The organism is Kitasatospora sp. NBC_00240 (assembly GCF_026342405.1).
Classification (GTDB): domain Bacteria; phylum Actinomycetota; class Actinomycetes; order Streptomycetales; family Streptomycetaceae; genus Kitasatospora.
The window spans coordinates 7,995,204-8,012,342 of sequence record NZ_JAPEMU010000001.1; the positions used below are offsets into that span (position 1 = coordinate 7,995,204).

14 protein-coding genes and 1 pseudogene are annotated in these 17,139 nt (G+C 72.6%); 8 read left to right on the plus strand and 7 right to left on the minus strand.

Annotated features, from left to right (window positions below):
• Positions 1–65: 65 nt before the first annotated feature.
• Both OG689_RS34330 and OG689_RS34335 read right to left on the minus strand, forming a co-directional pair.
• Positions 66–2,423 (minus strand): chitobiase/beta-hexosaminidase C-terminal domain-containing protein, encoded by a 2,358-nt coding sequence (locus OG689_RS34330; RefSeq protein WP_266324848.1) that lies wholly within the window; start codon positions 2,421–2,423, stop codon positions 66–68.
• A 766-nt stretch (positions 2,424–3,189) separates the two neighbouring features.
• Positions 3,190–4,206, minus strand: a complete 1,017-nt coding sequence (locus OG689_RS34335; protein WP_266324850.1) for an Lrp/AsnC family transcriptional regulator — start codon at positions 4,204–4,206, stop codon at positions 3,190–3,192.
• Between the two features lie 295 nt (positions 4,207–4,501).
• Here OG689_RS34335 and OG689_RS34340 point away from each other — a divergent pair, with 295 nt between their 5' ends.
• Complete coding sequence (locus tag OG689_RS34340; RefSeq protein ID WP_266324852.1) at positions 4,502–5,416, plus strand: alpha/beta fold hydrolase; 915 nt, start codon at positions 4,502–4,504, stop codon at positions 5,414–5,416.
• A 69-nt stretch (positions 5,417–5,485) separates the two neighbouring features.
• Here the strand turns inward: OG689_RS34340 and OG689_RS45065 are convergent.
• The 3 genes and pseudogenes from OG689_RS45065 to OG689_RS34350 all read right to left on the minus strand — a co-directional run.
• Positions 5,486–5,698, minus strand: a pseudogene (locus tag OG689_RS45065) (endo-1,4-beta-glucanase); the annotation flags it as partial.
• 176 nt (positions 5,699–5,874) lie between these two features.
• Complete coding sequence (gene bla / locus OG689_RS34345; RefSeq protein WP_266324854.1) at positions 5,875–6,783, minus strand: class A beta-lactamase; 909 nt, start codon at positions 6,781–6,783, stop codon at positions 5,875–5,877.
• A 181-nt stretch (positions 6,784–6,964) separates the two neighbouring features.
• Entirely contained in the window at positions 6,965–7,453 is a 489-nt protein-coding gene (locus OG689_RS34350; protein WP_266324856.1) for an Rrf2 family transcriptional regulator, read from the minus strand.
• A gap of 110 nt (positions 7,454–7,563) precedes the next feature.
• Here OG689_RS34350 and OG689_RS34355 point away from each other — a divergent pair, with 110 nt between their 5' ends.
• Complete coding sequence (locus OG689_RS34355; protein WP_266324858.1) at positions 7,564–8,307, plus strand: SDR family oxidoreductase; 744 nt, start codon at positions 7,564–7,566, stop codon at positions 8,305–8,307.
• Between the two features lie 267 nt (positions 8,308–8,574).
• On the opposite strand, the gene OG689_RS34360 is transcribed toward OG689_RS34355, so the two are convergent.
• Entirely contained in the window at positions 8,575–9,432 is an 858-nt protein-coding gene (locus OG689_RS34360) for a DMT family transporter (protein ID WP_266324860.1), read from the minus strand.
• Between the two features lie 404 nt (positions 9,433–9,836).
• Between OG689_RS34360 and OG689_RS34365 the strand changes: the two genes are divergently transcribed.
• The 6 genes from OG689_RS34365 to OG689_RS34390 all read left to right on the plus strand — a co-directional run bounded on the left by OG689_RS34365 (position 9,837) and on the right by OG689_RS34390 (position 16,614).
• Entirely contained in the window at positions 9,837–10,046 is a 210-nt protein-coding gene (locus tag OG689_RS34365; protein WP_266324862.1) for a hypothetical protein, read from the plus strand.
• A gap of 784 nt (positions 10,047–10,830) precedes the next feature.
• Positions 10,831–12,624 (plus strand): adenylyl cyclase, encoded by a 1,794-nt coding sequence (locus OG689_RS34370; protein ID WP_266324864.1) that lies wholly within the window; start codon positions 10,831–10,833, stop codon positions 12,622–12,624.
• 356 nt (positions 12,625–12,980) lie between these two features.
• The gene (locus tag OG689_RS34375) at positions 12,981–13,400 is read left to right on the plus strand and encodes a YciI family protein (RefSeq protein ID WP_266324866.1); all 420 of its coding nucleotides are present in this window, start codon (positions 12,981–12,983) and stop codon (positions 13,398–13,400) included.
• Positions 13,373–14,707: an RNA polymerase sigma factor gene (locus OG689_RS34380; protein ID WP_266324868.1), complete on the plus strand. Its 1,335-nt coding sequence runs from the start codon at positions 13,373–13,375 to the stop codon at positions 14,705–14,707. Before OG689_RS34375 ends, OG689_RS34380 begins: the two co-directional genes overlap by 28 nt.
• Positions 14,708–15,042: 335 nt before the next feature.
• Positions 15,043–15,228: a hypothetical protein gene (locus OG689_RS34385; RefSeq protein WP_266324870.1), complete on the plus strand. Its 186-nt coding sequence runs from the start codon at positions 15,043–15,045 to the stop codon at positions 15,226–15,228.
• Positions 15,229–15,258: 30 nt separating this feature from the next.
• Positions 15,259–16,614 carry a GH1 family beta-glucosidase gene (locus OG689_RS34390; RefSeq protein ID WP_266324872.1) on the plus strand — a complete coding sequence of 452 codons (1,356 nt, stop codon included), beginning with the start codon at positions 15,259–15,261 and terminating at the stop codon, positions 16,612–16,614.
• A gap of 118 nt (positions 16,615–16,732) precedes the next feature.
• Here OG689_RS34390 and OG689_RS34395 read toward each other — a convergent pair whose 3' ends face one another.
• Positions 16,733–17,137: a hypothetical protein gene (locus OG689_RS34395; RefSeq protein ID WP_266324874.1), complete on the minus strand. Its 405-nt coding sequence runs from the start codon at positions 17,135–17,137 to the stop codon at positions 16,733–16,735.
• Positions 17,138–17,139: the final 2 nt, after the last annotated feature.

The window sequence follows — 17,139 nt, forward strand, 5'->3', positions numbered from 1 at the left end:
ACCGGGTGGGTCCGGACCGGGTCGGTCAGGTCACATCAGGCCAGGTCACATCAGGTCCGGTCCGGTCACGGGTACGAGACCAGGTTGACCGGGCTCGTGCCGGTGGGCGTCACCGCCCCCGTGTTGTTGATGATGTGGGTGATGGTGCCCTGGTAGTTCAGGGACACCGTGAGCAGCGAGTGGAAGCGGACGCCGCTGTTGTCGGGCACCTCGAAGGCGTGGTAGTTGGCCACCGAGGGATTGACGTTGAAGTAGCAGTAACTGCCGAGCCCCCAGGCCTCGTGGCTGGTGACGTTGGTGCCGACCTTGTAGGCGGCGTAGCCGTTGACCGAGGCGGAACTCTTCCAGGCCGCCTGGTTCGGCACGTCGTACGGGTTCTCGTTCTGGAAGAAGATGGTGCGCCCGCCCTGGCCGTTCCAGATGACTTCGTACTTCTGGTAGTGCTCGACGAACAGGCCGGTGGCGAGCACGTTGTCGCCGTTGACGATCAGGCCGGTGTCGGCGGTGTTGGTGGTCCAGCCGATGGTCCCGGCGTTGCCGTGGTCGGCGCGCCAGGCCCAGATGTGGTCGATGATGGTGTTGCCGCTGTTGACGACCAGGCTGTTGGTGGCCTTGCCGGCGAGCTGGCCGCCGATCCGGAAGAACACGTCCTGGACGGTGGTCGGGTTGGCGGCGTGGCTCGCGCCGGAGCCGGACGGGCCGACGGTCAGCAGCGCCTGGGAGTTGGTGGTGCCGGCGTCGAGGAGCAGACCCTTGATCCGGACCCCGTCCACGTCGGCGACCTGCATGGCGTCGACGCCGTTGTCGGGGACGAAGGTCGGGTAGCCGATGCCGAGGACCACCGTGTTGGCGCGGTTGACGTTGAGCGTCTGGTTGAGGTGGTAGACACCCGGGGTGACGAACAGGTTGCAGCCCTGGGCGAGGGCGTTGTTGATGGTGGCGGCGGTGTCACCGGCCTTGACGACGTAGAACTGGCTCATCGGCAGGGAACTGCCCGGGGTGCTGCCGCCGGCCCAGCTCGGGCCGGACGCGTTGGTGCGCAGGCTCGGCAGGAAGACGCGGTAGCGGTTGGAGCTGTCGACGTACAGGTACGGGACGTCGCGGGAGACCGGGGTGGTGGCGAGCACCGTCTCGGGCGGGGTGGGGAAGGTGTTGGCCGGGGCGCCCTGGACGCCGGAGAAGACCATGTTCCACACGCCGCCGTCCCAGCTGCCGAGGCCGCTGTCCCGGGTGTACCACTGCTGCTGGGAGATCGACGCCATCTGGCCGGTGACCCGGCTGTCGGCGACGTACCCGCCGCTCGCCCAGCCGTAACTGGCCGGGTAGAGAGCGAGGTTGCCGTGCACGTCGATCCGGCGGAACGGGGCGGCCTGAGCCACCGCCCAGCGGTTGGTGCCGCCGCCGGGGTTGATGGTGAGGTTCTCGGCGCTGCGCCAGAAGTTCTGGGTGGCGTTGCCCGCGTCCGAGGCGTTGAAGGCGTCGACCGTGATGTTGCCGTTGATGGTCACCTGGCCGGGCTCCTGGCCCAGGCCCGCCACCGAGGTGTAGAAGCCGACGTTGTCGTTGACGTTGTACGTGCCCGGCTTGAACAGGTCGGCCACCCGGTTGGAGCTGAACTGCGCCGACAGGGTGTCCTTCATCTGGTTGAAGTGGGCGTCCAGCTGCGCCTGGACGGTGGCGGCCGGCATGCTGGGGTCGTAGATGTGCACGTTGGGCCCGAAGTCGGGCGTGTCCGACTGCACCGGGCAGCTGGTCTGGGTGCCGCCGATGGTGTAAGTCGCCGTGGCCACCGAGGAGTCGGTGAGGCCCGACGCCTGGGCGAAGGCCTTGACGGTGCCGCTGGCGGTGACGCTGATCGGCCCGCTGTACACCGGGGAGCTGCCGTTCGGCGTGGAGCCGTCGCGGGTGTAGCGGATGGTCGCGCCGGCGGTGGCGTCCGAGATCGTCACCGTCTGGGCCGTGGCGTACTGCCCGCCGGCCGGGCTGAAGGTCGGCTGCGCCACCTGGCCGCCGGTGCTGCCGCCCTGCGTGTAGGTGAAGTGCGGGGTGTCGTACTGCGGGCCGCTCTTCTCGTAGGTGAACCAGTAGTCCAGGACGTTGCCGGTGGCGAGGCCGCTGACGGTGTGCGTCCAGGTGCCGGCGCCGTTGACCATCCGGACGTTCTGCTGGTTGGCCGCGTTGACCAGGTAGTGGACGTCGACGTAGAGCGCCGCCGTGGCCGGGGTGAACGAGATCTTCGCCTGGGTCGCGCTGGTGGCGCCGACGCTCTGGGTGTAGTCGGGGGACGCGGCGGCGGCCGTGCCGGCCGCCGGGGCCAGGCCGAGCCCGCCGAGCAGGAGCGCCAGGACGGCGAGCAGCAGCGGGACGCCGCGGGCGCCCTGCCGTGGGCGCGGGGAGCGCGGGAGCGTTCTGCGGTGCGTCATGGGGTGGTGGTCCTTCCCTCTTCATCGCGGTGCGGTGGGTGCGACGGCACGGGACGGCACCGGCCGGCCCCTTGGCGGGGGCCGGTCGGCGTCCGGGACACACGGGCGAGCGCTGCGCCATGGGTGCGGTCGCGAGATGGCGGCAGGTGCGCGGAGGGAGGGCGCCTCCGGCAGGTGCCGAACTCCGGGCGCGCCGGATCCGCCCGGTCGAGGCCGGGAGGGCGCGGCGGCAGCCCCGGTCGGTGGGACGCCTACGGCGTCGGGGGGCCTCCCGGCGGTCGCCGGTGGTGGCGGACGGGAGGCGGTCCGGTCCTGGCCGAGGTCGCGGTGAAAGAAGGCACGGCCTTCTCCTTAGTGGCGGGCATCGCTGCGCCGGCCCTGGCGGGGACCCGCACCGGTGGGGGTGGAGACGGTCCGGTGGGGGAGCGCCGCGGCGGCTCCGCGGTCCGGGGCAACGATGGGTGGGGGAGTGGGGGGATGGCGCTCAGCGGTGCGGGGTGGGGGGTGCCGGTGGGCGCGCGGGCGACGCCCGGTGAGAGCGCTCTCAATTCCAGGACGGTACCAGCCGCCGCCGGGGCCGCCAAGGGGAAGCGCGAGAAAGGCGCGGGTGGCCTCTGTGCTCAACTCACCTTTCCGACATGGGGGCTGGCCCTGCCGGCCGTGCCGGCCCGGTGTGGCCGCCCGCCCCGCCCCGGCCGCCGCGGCGGGTGCCCGGAGCAGGAGAAGAGCCCCCGGCCGGACCGTGGCCCGCCGCCCCGCGGTGCCGTCACCTCGCCGGGGCCGGCCGGACCGGTGCGGGCGTGCGTTTGGCGGCTCGGCTCACGATGGCCGTCTCCACGTGGGAGATGCCCAGGCCCACCAGGTCATGGGAGAGGAAGCCGTAAAGGGCCGTCAGGTCCGGGAAGTACCCGGCCGCGTGCAGGTTGGAGGGACCCGACGTCGCGAACGCCCCGTGCACCGAGGGGTGGTCGGCCAGTGCCTGCCCGGCGGTGGCCAGATGGTCGGGGGCCACGTGCAGCAGGAGTTTGGCCTCGATGGGCAGCCCGAGTCGGCGTGGCTCGACCAGGACCTGGGTGATCAGGCGTCCCTGGGAGGCGAGTTGGGCGAGACGTCGGCGCACCGTGCTCTCCGGGTGGCCGGTGCGCGCGGCCAGGGCCGCGGCGCTCAGTCGGGCGTCGAGGGTGAGGGCGTCGATCAGGGACTGTTCCAGGGCGTCGGCGTCGACGCCGTAAGGGCCCGCGGCACCGTCGGCCGGCCCCTCGGGGGCGGGTGCGGCCGGGATCAGCGCCGCGCGTTCGGCCGCGGTCAGCACCTGGTGGCGCCACTCGGAGGTGAGCCGGAAGACATGCAGGATCGTGGCGCTCTCCAGCGACGTCACCGCCTGGGTGGAGGGCAACTGCCGGAAGACCAACGGGTCGCGGGAGCCCGGCTCGGTACGGGCGACCGCGAAGATCTCGTCACCCGAGGTGGTGACGTCGATGAACGGGACGTCCTCGCGCGCCGCGAGCGCGGCCACGATCGTGTCGAGCTTTCCGCGCAGGACTCGGATGCGCAGGAACAGTGCCCCGGCCGAGCCGCCGTTGCGCGGTCGCGCCACGGGTGAGATCACCACGCGCACGGTGCCGTCGGCGCCGAGCACCTGCAGGCGGCGCCGCACGGTGGCGGGGCTGAGCCCCAGCACCTGGGCCGCCCGCTCCGCCGTGAGGCGGCCGTCCCACTGCAACGCGGCCACCAGCCGCTGATCCGTGAGGCTCAGTACGGAATCCGCCGATGCGCGTGCCATGAGGACAAGTTTCGCTCATCGCGGCGGGCTGCGGGGCCCGTCCCGGGAACCCGGAGCCAGCATGGATGTCATCCGCCCCGCCCCGTCCCCGACGTCCGTCGGCGAACCCGAGCCATGGAAGGAGTACCGATGATCCTCGACCCGCGTATCTGGTTCCCCGGCCTGACCAGCTGATCGCCGGCACCGCCAGGACTGCCAACGGCCCTCCTGCGCAAGGGGCCTGCGGTGCGACGACACCGCAGGCCCGCGGTTCTCCCAGCGCCCCGAGAACGACAGACCTACCACGGAGGCCCAAGTGCCCGCGTTCGACCGACGAGAAGAAGTACGCTTCGCCAGCGGCCGCACCACCTGCGCCGCCTGGCACTACCCGGGGTCCGACGGCGGCTGCGTGATCATGGCCGGCGGAACCTCGGTGACCAAGGAACCGGCCACGGACCAGTTCGCCGCACGGTTCAACGACGCCGGCCTCGCCGTCCTCGCCTTCGACCACCGAAGGTTCGGGGAGAGCGGGGGCACGCCGCGCCAGATCGTCCGCCTGGACGAGCAGGTCGCCGACTGGCACGCCGCGATCGAGTACGCGGCCGGTCTGCCCGACGTCGACCCGGACCGGATCGCGGTCTGGGGGTTCTCGCTCGCCGGCGGCCACGTCTTCCGTGTCGCCGCCGACCACCCGCGGCTGGCCTGCGCGATCGCCCAGACCCCACTGGTCGACGGCCCCGCCGTCGCCCCGCACGCACTGCGCGCCATGACGCCGCTCGCGCTGCTGCGGCTCCTCGGCCGGGGCGTGGCGGACACCCTCGGGGGCCTCGCCGGGCGTCCGCCGCTGCTGGTCCCCACCGCCGGACCGCGCGGCGCCGTCGCCTCGCTCACCACGTCCGACGCGATGGACGGCGACCGGGCCCTCGACCCCGACGGCCGCCACACGAACTGGGAGCGGACGGTCGCCGCCCGGATCGCCCTGCAGATCGGCGGGTACCGGCCCGGCCGCCACGCCGCCCGGATACGGTGCCCGCTGCTGGTGGTCGTCTGCGACCAGGACGAGAGCGCTCTCCCCGGCCCTGCCGTCCGGTGGGCCCGGAACGCGCCGCGGTCCGAGGTGGTGCACCTGCCCGGCCGCCACTACGCCCCGTTCCTGGAGTCGCACGAGCAGGCCGTCGAGGCGCAGCTCGCGTTCCTCCACCAGCATCTGGACCCTCGCGCTCACGGGTGAGCCGGTACAGGTGTGGACGGCCGGGGGCGGCCGGGTCGGTGGGGTTCGGCCGACCCTCACCGCATACGAGGACGTGTCCAGCCGCACCTTGCCCGTGAAGACCTCGGTGCCGGCCTCGACGCCGCTGAGGTGGTCGGTTTCCGCCACGCGTCCGCGGCGGGCCAGCGCCCGCAGGAAGTCCTGGAGGTCGAGGTCGGCCGAGGAGGTGTTGCCGACCCGGACGAAGGAGTACACGTTCCAGCCGATCTCTCCGACGTACAGGTCCCAGTAGGCGCCCGCCATCCGCTCTGTCTCGCGAAAGGTTGCCGCCCCGCCGCCGTCGGCTCGCCCCGCTCTCCCCGACCGGCCCGGCTCGGCCGTCCGCCGGCCTGAGCCCGGTCCGGCTCTGTCGGTGGTCGGGGTCGGCGGTCGGGGTCGGGTCGGGTCGGGGTCGGGGTCAGGGGCGGAGTCACGTCCCGTCAGGTCAGTGCTGCTGCCAGCAGCGCAGCGGTGTCGGCGATCAGCGGTTCGTCCGCGGGCGCGGCGGAGTCGTGCTTGGTGGACAGGGCGGCCAGCACGATCGGTCCGCGGCCGGGCGGCCAGGTGATGGCCACGTCGTTGGTGGTGCCGTAGGCGCCGGTGCCGGTCTTGTCCGCGACGGTCCAGTCCGCGGGCAGTCCCGCCCGGAGGCGGTGGTCGCCGGTGGTGTTGGCCAGCAGCCAGCCGGTCAGCCGCTCGCGGTCGTGGGGGCGGAGAGCGTCTCCGAGCGTGAGCCGGGCGTAGGTCCGGCCGATCGCGCGGGGGGTCGAGGTGTCGGTCACCCGCCCGGGCTCCGCCGAGTTCAGCTCGGGCTCCCAGCGGTCCAGCCGGGTGACGCCGTCCCCGACGGAACGGCAGAAGCGGGTGACCGCGCGGGGGCCGCCGAGTTCGCGCAGCAGGAGGTTCGCCGCGGTGTTGTCGCTGTGGTCGACGGCGGCCGCGCACAGGTCGGCGACGGTCATACCGTCGGCCAGGTTCTCGGGCAGGCCGGTGATCGGCGCGTAGCCCGAATCCGTGACGTCCTTCCCCGTGTACCGGATGCGCCTGGCGAGGAACTCGCCGTCCCGGTCGAGGTCCCGCAGGACGGCGGCCACGGCGATCGTCTTGAACGTCGAGCACATCGGGAACAGTTCGTCCGCGCGGTGCAGCACGGTCCGGCCGGTGACCGTGTCGTACGCGAAGACCCCCAGCCGCGCGGAATGCGCCTGCTCAAGAGCATGCAGCTGCCCTGCGATCCCTGCGGCGGCCGAGCCCTGCGCGGACGCCGTCCCCCCGCTCGGGAGAACACCGGCGAGGGCTGTCGCGGCGACCCCGGCAAGAATCCCGCGTCGACCCGGACGCAATTCCATGTGCTTTCCCCTGCTCGTGCGGTCGTCGGACATGACGGCCGTCCCCTTCGGACCGGCCGAATCCATGCCTCCCCGGGGCGGCCGAACCCATGCCTCCCCGGGGCGGCGCCGATCCCATGCCTCCCCGCGCCGGCCGAACCCGTACGTCCCGAGGGGGCGCGGCTGCGCGCGGGGTGGCCGGTCAGTTCGGGCCGGTGCCGGCGGTCAGCCAGCTGCCGATCCCCGGGAGTGCCTGCGGTCCGCTGTCGTTCTCCACCGAGGCGACGAGGTCGGCGATCGTGATCCCGGCCAGTGCGGCCCGCCAGGCGGCGTCGGCGGTTCCCATCGCCCGGGCGACGGGGCACGGCTTGGTGCACTGTTCCGGCGGTGTCGCGAACGGGCCGCGCTGGCGTATCTCGGTGCACACGAACGCTGGGCTCGCCCCGTCGACGGCCTGCACCACGTCCAGGAGCGTGATCTCGCCCGCGTCCCGGGTGATCACGTAGCCGCCGGTCTTGCCCTGGGTCGAGCGCACCAGACCGGCTCGCGAGAGCGCCTGCAGCTGCTTGGCCATGTAGCTGGGCGAGACGTCGTGCAGTTCGGCCAGTCGGGCCGCCGGCACCGGCTCGCTGGCCGCCGTCAGGACCACGCAGCAGTGCAGGGCCCATTCGACGCCGCCGGACAGTTTCATGCCGCCTCCCAGGTGACTCGGACATATACTATCCGAGTATTGTCTCGGACATCCCGTGTCCGAGTTTGTGACCGGCGCGGGGAAGCCCTGCCCACGGAAGAAGGCACACCATGAAGATCACCGTCATCGGCACCGGCCTGATCGGCTCCCAGCTCGCCACCGAGCTCAAGGCGCGGGGTCACGACGTGACCGCGGCATCCCTGTCGTCCGGCGTCGACCTGCTCACCGGCGCCGGCCTCGACAAGGCCCTCGCGGGCGCCCACACGGTCGTCAACGTGACCAACTCCCCGACCTTCGACGACCAGTCCCTCGACTTCTTCCGCACCACCGTCGGCAATCTGCTCGACGCGGGCGGGCAGGCCGGGGTGCGCCACCAGGTCGTCCTGTCGATCGTCGGGGTCGACCAGGTGCCCGAGCTGGACTACTACCGCGCCAAGGTGCTTCAGGAGGAGCTGCTGCGGGGCGGTCCCACCCCGTACTCGATCGTCCGCGCCACACAGTTCTTCGAATTCATGGAGCCCACCATGTCCTGGACCTCGGACGACACCGCCGTCCGGCTGCCGGCCACTCCCGTCCAACCCGTCGCCAGTGCGGACGTGGTCGACGCCCTCGCCGACGTGGCCACCGGATCCCCGCTCGACGGCATCCTCGAGGTGGCAGGCCCTGACCGGTTCACCCTGGACGAGCTCGGCCGCATCACCCTGGCCGCCCGGGGTGACGCGCGCCCCGTCGTCACCGACGACCGGGCCGGCCTGTTCGCCGCCGTCCACGGAGACGTCCTGACCGCCGGCCCGCACGCCCGCCCGGCCCCCACCCACTACCGGGACTGGCTGCGGAGCACCCGCAACGCCTGATCATCCGGACCACTGAGGCTCCGATTTCCCGCAGCGGCCACGTGCCGAACGCCGTGACCGCTGCGGGCGGTCGAGGTGCCCGGGCGGGGCCGCCGGGTGGGTGCGGTGACGGTGGCCCCGGCCGTCCGGGCCGGCGTCGCCTCGCGGCATGGCATGGCATGGCATGACACGGCGCAGCAAGGCCGGGTCGGGCACGGCGCGGCACGGTGCAGTCCGGGCATGGCACGGTGCGGCACGGTCGGGTCGGGGCGGCGGCAGGCCGTCGGGTCAGCTGTGGGCGAGTTCCAGGACGGCGATGCCGGTGAGTACGGTGGCGCTGGCGGCCAGTCGGACGTGGCCGAGGCGTTCGCGCAGGAACAGGACGCCGATGAGAGCGGCGAGCACGATGCTGGTCTCGCGCAGGGCCGCGATGGTGGCCAGGTCGCCCGCGGTCTGTGCCCAGACGACCAGGCCGTACGCCGTCAGTGAGATGAGCCCGCCGGTCAGCCCGGTCCACCGGCCCTGCCGGAGCTGGCCGGGCAGGGCGCGGCCGCGCAGCAGCGCGGCCACCGTGAGCATGGCCGCGCCCTGGCAGAGGAACATCCACGCGATGTAGCCGTCCGCGGCGCCGGCCCGCCGGACCCCGATGCCGTCGATCACGGTGTACCCGGCGATCAGCACGCCGGTGGTGAGCGCCGCGCCCAGCGCGGGCAGCTGTGCGCGGCCGGGGAGCCCGCCGGCGAAGGCGAGGCCGGCCAGCCCGAGCGAGATCACCAGGATGCCCAGGAGTCTGGTGCCGTGCAGCGGGTGTCCCAGGACGGTCGCCGCGAGCAGGGCCACGACCATCGGTGAGGTGCCGCGGGCGAGCGGGTACATCTGCCCGAAGTCGCCGAGCCGGTAGGCCCGCAGGAGCTGCAGCTGGTAGCAGACCTGGAGGGCCGCGGAGGCGGCGAGGCAGGGCCAGGCGGAGCGGTCGGGCGGCGGTGCCAGGCAGGCCGCCGCCGCGCCGACCGCGAGGAAGACCGTGTTCATCAGGGCGAAGCCCGCCAGCTTGTCCGTCATTCCGTGGGCGAGGGCATTCCACACGGCGTGCAGCAGAGCTGCGGCCAGGACCACCACCGGTACTGCTTCCGGACTCACCGACATCCCCCCGAACGGACAAGTTGTATATACAACATCTATCGTTCCGCCATGGGAGCAGTCAACCGGATTCCGGCGCGCCCCGGCGGCGGCGTTCCGTCCGTCGGGCGGATGTGCCAGCCGGCGCCGGTGCGTCGTTCCGTGATCGTCCACCGCGCAGCGCGGGTCGATGCCGAGCCGCCGGGTGCCGTACCCGCAGCAGACCCACGTGGCGACGACCGGGGGGCGTGGCCGCCGACTGCACCAAGGGCATCCGGGTGGGGCGTCACCCTCCGGCAGGTCGAGCCGGGCGAGCGCGCGCAGCGATCCCGGTCGCCCTCCCGCAGCGGCTGCTGCGAGATGCCAGCACCAAGGTTCGGGCTTACGGTCGATCCAGCTCGGTTACCACGACCAACCCGTCGGAGTCCGGTATGGCCACCTACGAAGTGCACGCCCAAGCCGCGAGGGACGTCCTGGCGCTGATCAAGCTCACCGGAATGAACGCCACCGGCGAACTGCGCGCACAAGTCGCCCAGGTCGAGGCCCTGCTGGCGCTCGCCGCGGCCATCGCGGGCCGTCAGGAGGCAGCGTCACCCCCACCGCCGCCGTACCCGCCCTTCGGGACCGCCGACTCCCGCTGACACAGGCAACCGCCCGCCGGCGGGGGCACGCGACAGCGCCTGCCGAATCGCGGTCGTCGGCAGGGCGAGCGGCAGCAGAACGGCCGGTGCGCGCCTTGGGCCGGTCCGGCTGCGTGGCCCACGCTGATCCTTGACGCGCGGCGATCCGCCATCCGCCAACGCCCTCTGTGAAATGGCGGACCCGTTGTGGCCCTCGACAAATGGCGGACCCGTTGTGGCCCTCGACGGTGCCGCGAAAGGTGAACGGGCCCGGTCGGCGGGCTCGGGGACCGGGTCGACGGGTGGTCGGCGGATCGACTACGTGGTGCAGCACTTCGCACCGACCGGGACCGGCCTCCTCGGTGGGTCGTACAACTACGTCGAACCGAGGGGGAGAGCGCTCCCGGGCAGCGGCCGGATCCGCGCCCGGCCGGGGTCGAGGTGTCCGGGCCGTCCGGTCTGTCCGTCGCCGGAGCCCGGACGTCCGCCGCGTGCCGCGCTCCGTCGTCCGGACCTCGTCCGGACCCGTCCGGAGCCCGCCCGGCCCCTACGCCTCGCCTGCCTGCGGCGGCGCCCCTTCCACCTGCGACAACGTCATCACTGTGGCCGACGGGCCGTCAGAGCGAGGCCTGGTTGCGCGGGTGGCTCGGCAGGGCGGATCCGGCGCCCCTCCGTCACAGGTGATCCGGAGTCATTGACGCCGTACGGTCCCGGTGATTCACTTCCCAGCGCGGGAGAGCGCTCTCAAGCCGTGGGAAACCTGCCTCGGAGTCCTCCCCGTCCATCCACCACGCCTGGGAGAGTCATGTCTGTCACCCCGCCCCGCCGGACTGTGCTCCGCGGCGCAGCGGTCGCCGCCGCACTGCCCGTGGTCGGCGCCCTTTCGAGCGGCGCGGCCCATGCCGCACCGGAATCCCGCAAACCCGCCGGGCTGGGCGCCAACTTCCTGGTCTTCGACCCCTCCATGGGCGACGCGGCGATCCAGGCCCAGGTCGACGCCGTGTTCAAGATCCAGGAGTCCAACCAGTTCGGCAGCGAGCGGCACGTCCTGGCGTTCAAGCCGGGCACCTACAACGTCGACGTCAACGTCGGCTTCTACACGCACGTGCTCGGCCTCGGCGAGAGCCCCGACGACGTCGTGATCAACGGTCACGTCACGTCCGACGCACAGTGGTTCGAGGGCAACGGCACCCAGAACTTCTGGCGGGCCGCCGAGAACCTCTGCATCGTCCCGCCGGACGGCCTGGAGCGCTGGGCGGTCTCCCAGGCGGCCCCGATGCGCCGCACCCACGTCAAGGGCGACATGACGCTGTGGCCCAGCCCGCCCGGCAACCGCTGGTCCAGCGGCGGGTTCCTCGCCGACAGCCTGGTGGACGGGCAGGTCGAGTCGGGTTCGCAGCAGCAGTGGCTGTCCCGCAACGACACCTTCGGCAGCTGGACCGGATCCAACTGGAACATGGTCTTCGTCGGCACCCAGGGCGCCCCCGCCCAGAGCTTCCCTGCCCCTCCGATGACGACGGTCGACCGCACCCCCGTCATACGGGAGAAGCCCTTCCTCACCGTGGACGCCCACGGTTCCTACCAGGTCTTCGTCCCCGCCCTGCGCCGCAACTCCACCGGGACCACCTGGGCCTCCGGCAAGGCCGCCGGGCACAGCATCCCGCTGTCCCGCTTCCACGTGGCCAAGCCCGGCGACTCCGCCAAGACCCTCAACCACGCCCTCTCCCAGGGACAGCACCTGCTGCTCACCCCGGGCGTCTACCGGCTCTCCGACCCGCTGCGGGTGTCCCGGCCCGGAACCGTCGTGCTCGGCCTGGGCCTGGCCACCCTCCAGGCCGTCGACGGAAACTCGCTCGTGGAGGTCGACGACGTCGATGACGTCACCGTCGCCGGCGTGCTCCTGGAGACCGCCTCCGCAGGCTCACGCGTCCTGCTCAGCGTCGGGGACGGCCACAGCCGGAAGAACCACGCCGCCCGCCCCACCGCGCTCTTCGACGTCTTCGTCCGCGTCGGCGGATTCGTGCCCGGCGGCACCGAGGTCGGCATCCGGATCGACAGCAACGACGTGATCGTCGACCATGTCTGGATCTGGCGCGCCGACCACGGTCTCGACGGCAGCGTCGGCTGGGCGGTCAACCCCGCCGGCACCGGCTTCCTCGTCAACGGCGACCGGGTCACCGTGTACGGCCTGTTCGTCGAGCACTTCCAGAAGTACGAGGTGCACTGGAAGGGCGAACAAGGCCGCACCTACTTCTTCCAGAACGAGCACCCCTACGACGTCCCCACCCAGTCCGCGTGGGGCCACGGCGGCACCCGGGGCTACGCCGCGTACAAGGTCGCCGACTCCGTCCGCGACCACCAGGCCTGGGGGCTGGGCAGCTACTGCTTCTTCAACCTGCAGGCCGACATCTACACCGACCGGGCCTACGAGGTCCCCGACACCCCCGGGGTCGTCCTCACCGACCTGATGACCGTCTGCCTCAACGGCACCGGCGGCGGAGGCATCCTGCACTGCGCCAACAACAGCGGTGACCCGGTGCAGAACGGGTTCGGCACCTACTTCATGAAGAAGTACTCGAACGGCGTCGCGATCTCCTGACGCACGACGGGGGCGGTCGCCGGGCCTCCCGGCACCGCCTCTACCGTCACCGCCTCTACCGTCACCGCCTCTCCCGTCACCGCCACTCGCGGCACCGTTCCTGCCGGCACGCCCCAGCTCCCCCCCGGGGCGTGCCGGCAGGCGTGCTTGCGGCCCTCCGCCGGCGGGCGCCGACGCCGCAGGTCAGGGGATTCTCTCCGCGAGGTCGTACGGGCTGAGCGGTCGCCCCTCGCGGTCCTCCGGGGGGCGATGCGGATTCTGAGGAAACTCGCCGTGGTGTCGTGTCGATCCGCGGCCGCGCCGTTCGACCTAGGGGTGAGAGGGTCGAGGGACGACCCGTACGGAGGAGGACGACGATGGCGAAGTACATGCTGATCATGCGTGGCACGGACGAGTCCATGGCGAAGATGATGGAGACGCCCTTCGAGGAGATGCTCGAGACCGTGGGCCGCTTCAACGAGGAGCTGATCCGGGCCGGCGTGCTGGTCGCCGCCGAGGGCCTGGACGACCCGGGCCAGGGTGTGGTGGTCGACTTCGGCGGCGAGACGCCGGTGGTCACCGACGGTCCCTACGGTGAGACGAAGGAGCTGTTCGGCGGCTTCTACCTGATCGACGTGGCCTCGAAGGAGGAGGCGGTCGAGTGGGCCAAGCGCCTCCCGGCGATCGCCGGCTCGAAGTGCGAGATCCGCCGGGTACCCGGCATCGACGAGTTCCCGCAGGACAACGAGTGGATCGCCAAGGAGCGCGTGTGGCGCGAGCGGACCGGCCAGCTCTGATGACCGGTCCGGACGCCGAAGGCCCGCCGAGCCGGCAGACGGCTCGGCGGGCCGTGGAGGCCGTATGGCGGATCGAGTCCGCCCGGATCGTCGCGGCGCTGACCCGCTACACCGGGGACTTCGCGCTCGCCGAGGACATCGCCCAGGAGGCGCTGGCCGAGGCGCTCGTCAGCTGGTCGCGCGAGGGCGCGCCGACGAACCCGGTCGGCTGGCTGCTCGCCACCGCGCGGCGGCGGGCGATCGACAGCTTCCGGCGCCGATCGGCCCTCGACGAGCGGTACGCCGTGCTCTCCGGTCAACTCGCCGAGGGAGAGGCCAGTTCGGGCGCGCAGGCCCCGCCGGAGCGGGCCGACGACCTGCTGTGGGACCCCGACAAGCTGGACGACGACGTCCTCGCACTGATGTTCATCGCCTGCCACCCCGTGCTCTCGCCCGAGGCGCGAGTGGCGCTGACGCTGCGCGCGGTCGCCGGACTGGCCAGCGAGGAGATCGCCCGCGCCTTCCTGGTCCCGGTGCCGACCGTCCAGGCCCGGATCACCCGAGCTAAGAAGACGATCGCCGCGGCGGGCGTCCCCTTCGAGCTGCCGCCGGCCGAGGAGCGCCGCAGGCGCGTCGGCGGGGTGCTGAGCGTGCTCTACGTGATCTTCACCGAGGGCTCGACGGCGACCGCAGGCGACAACCTGCTGCGCCCCGACCTCGCCTACGAGGCGATCCGGCTCACCCGGACGCTGGCGGCCCTGCTCCCCGACGAACCGGAGGTGTCCGGGCTGCTGGCGCTGTGCGAGCTGACGGCCGCGCGCTTTCCCGCCCGCACCGGCCCCGACGGCGAGCCGGTGCTGCTGGAGGACCAGGACCGGCGCCGGTGGGACCGCTCGGCGATCCGCCGGGGCCTGGCCGCCATCGGCCGGGCCGCCGCCGTCGGACGGGGCCTTGGACCGTACGGGCTGCAGGCCGCGATCGGCGCCTGCCACGCGACGGCGCCCTCGGTGGCGGAGACCGACTGGGAGCGCATCGTGCTGCTCTACGAAGCGCTGGGCCAGGTGGCCCCCTCCGCGGTCGTCGAGCTCAACCGGGCGGTTGCCGTCGCGATGGCGACCGGACCTCGACAAGGGCTCGCCATCGTCGACGAACTGGTCGCCACCGACCGCCTGGCGGGATCGCACCTGCTCCCCAGCGTGCGCGGCGAACTGCTGCGCCGGCTCGGCCGGACCCGCGAGGCCCGGGCCGAGCTCGAACTCGCCGCCCGCCTGTGCCGCAACACCCGCGAACGGTCGGTGCTGCTGCGCAAGGCAGCCACGCTGGAGTGAACGGGGTCGGCGCAGCGCCGCCGTCAGCTGTAAGGGCTGTGCCGCCGCCAGCCGCACCCGCGGCACCGATCCGGTCCTCGTCGACGAGAACCGCGGGGGCCCTGAGGAGTCCGGCGGCCAGGCCAACGGCGGCGACTGAAACTTCGGCTCCAACCCGGCAGCCACGCCACCCGCGGCCGACTGTGGCCCCTGTTCGCCGGCGAGCGCGGCGAGTACGAGATCGCGGCAGGACAGAACGCCGACGCACGCCTGGCCACCATGGCCCAACCCACCAGGCGGAGACTTCACCGCTCCACTGTCCCACCGCTGCGCCCGTCCGGTGCGCTCCGAGGGGCATGATCTTCGCGCCCCGCCACCACGAGCGGCTGCGCACCGCCGTCCAGCACTTCGCCGGGCTCGCCCTCGTCCCGGACGAACTCCGCACCTCCCTGGACGAGCTGGTGACCCGGCTCGATCCGACGGTCCTGCGGCCGCCAGTGGTCGATTCCCTCTGGCGCTTCGGCGCTGCGCCAGTAACATGAGCCCTCCTCGCGTTTCTGTGGGAGGTTGGCATGCAGCATCGACTTGAACTGCCGTCGGGATTCCGCTGGGGCGTGTCCACAGCGGCCTACCAGATCGAAGGGGCGGTGGACGAGGACGGCCGCGGCCCGTCCGTCTGGGACGTCTTCGCCGCCCGCCCCGGCGCCGTCCGCGACGGCCACACGGGCGCCGTGGCATGCGACCACTACCACCGCCACGCCGAGGACGTCGCCCTGATGCAGGGCCTCGGGCTGGACGGCTACCGCTTCTCGATCGCCTGGCCCCGCATCCGGCCCACCGGCGCCGGCCCCGCCAACCCGGCCGGCCTCGACTTCTACGACCGGCTGGTGGACGCCCTGCTCGCCGCCGGGATCACCCCGGTGCCCACCCTTTTCCACTGGGACCTCCCGCAGGCTCTGGAAGACGGCGGAGGCTGGCTGAACCGCGACACCGCGTACCGCTTCGCCGAGTACACGGCCCTGGTCGCCGACCGGCTGGGCGACCGCGTCCCGGCCTGGATCACCCTCAACGAGCCCTTCGTGCACATGGTCTACGGCTACGCGATGGGCATCCACGCCCCCGGCCGCGCCCTGATGCTCGACGCCCTCCCGGCCGCCCACCACCAGCTGCTCGGGCACGGCCTGGCCGCCGCCGTCCTGCGCGAGCGCGGCCTGGAGGTGATGATCGCCAACAACCTCACACCGGTGCGGCCGGCGACCGACGACCCCGCGGACCTGGCGGCGGCCACCGCCTACGACGCCCTGCACAACCGCCTGTTCACCGACCCGATCCTGCTCGGCCGCTACCCCGACCTCTCCGCCTACGGCGTCGGCCCCGACCTCGGCGGCAGCGTCCAGGACGGCGACCTCAAGCTCATCGCCGGCCCGGGCCTCGACGGCCTCGGCGTCAACTACTACAACCCCACCCGTATCGCCGCCCCCACCGACCCCGGCCTCCCCTTCGCCGAGGCCCCGATCGAGGGCGTCCCCCGCACCGCCTTCGGCTGGCCCGTCGTCCCCGACGGCCTGCGCGAACTCCTCACCGGCCTCCGCGACCGCTACGGCACTGCCCTCCCGCCCATCACCATCACCGAGAACGGCTGCTCCGTCGCCGACGAACCCGCCGCCGACGGAACGGTCTCCGACCCGGACCGGATCGCCTACCTCGCCGGCCACCTCGACGCCCTCGCCGCCGCCGTCGCCGAAGGCGTCGACGTCCGCGGCTACTACACCTGGTCCCTGCTGGACAACTTCGAGTGGGCCGAGGGGTTCAGTCAGCGCTTCGGCCTCGTCCACGTCGACTTCGAGACGCAGAAGCGGACGCCGAAGGCGTCGTACGGCTGGTACCGGGACCTGATCGCGGCCCACCGGGCGCGGCGAGCGGGGTAGGTCGTCGAGGCGGGACCGGGTGCGAGGGCGTCCCGCCCCCGTGGGTGTCGGGAGCGGGACGCGGCGCGGGCTCAGGGCCCACGGGGGTAGCGGGCCGTGTCACCTCACGGCCGGTGGCTCAGTACCAGAGGTCGGGGCTGAGCTGGTAGTCGTAGCCGCTGCCGGGCTGCCAGTAGAAGCGGGCCTCGGCCTTGTAGTCGTGGCCCGGGGTCGGGTTGTTGAGGGTGTAGGTGTAGGAGTACTGACCGGAGCGGCAGGGGAACGAGGTGGAGAGCGCCTGGCCGCCGGTGGTGTAGTCCCAGATGATGATCTGCTCGGTACAGTTGTTGCTGGCGAAGTTGGTGGTCACCTGCGCCGACACCTGGCCGCCGCCGGCGCTGATGCAGGTCTGCTTCCAGCCCGGGCCGCCGCAGCCGCCGCCGCTCGATGCCGAAGCCGCCCCGGCGCCGGTCAGTGCGATCCCGCCGGCGAGCGCGGTGGTGGCCAGGCCGAGGACGGCCCGGCGGATTCCGTTGACGGACATGT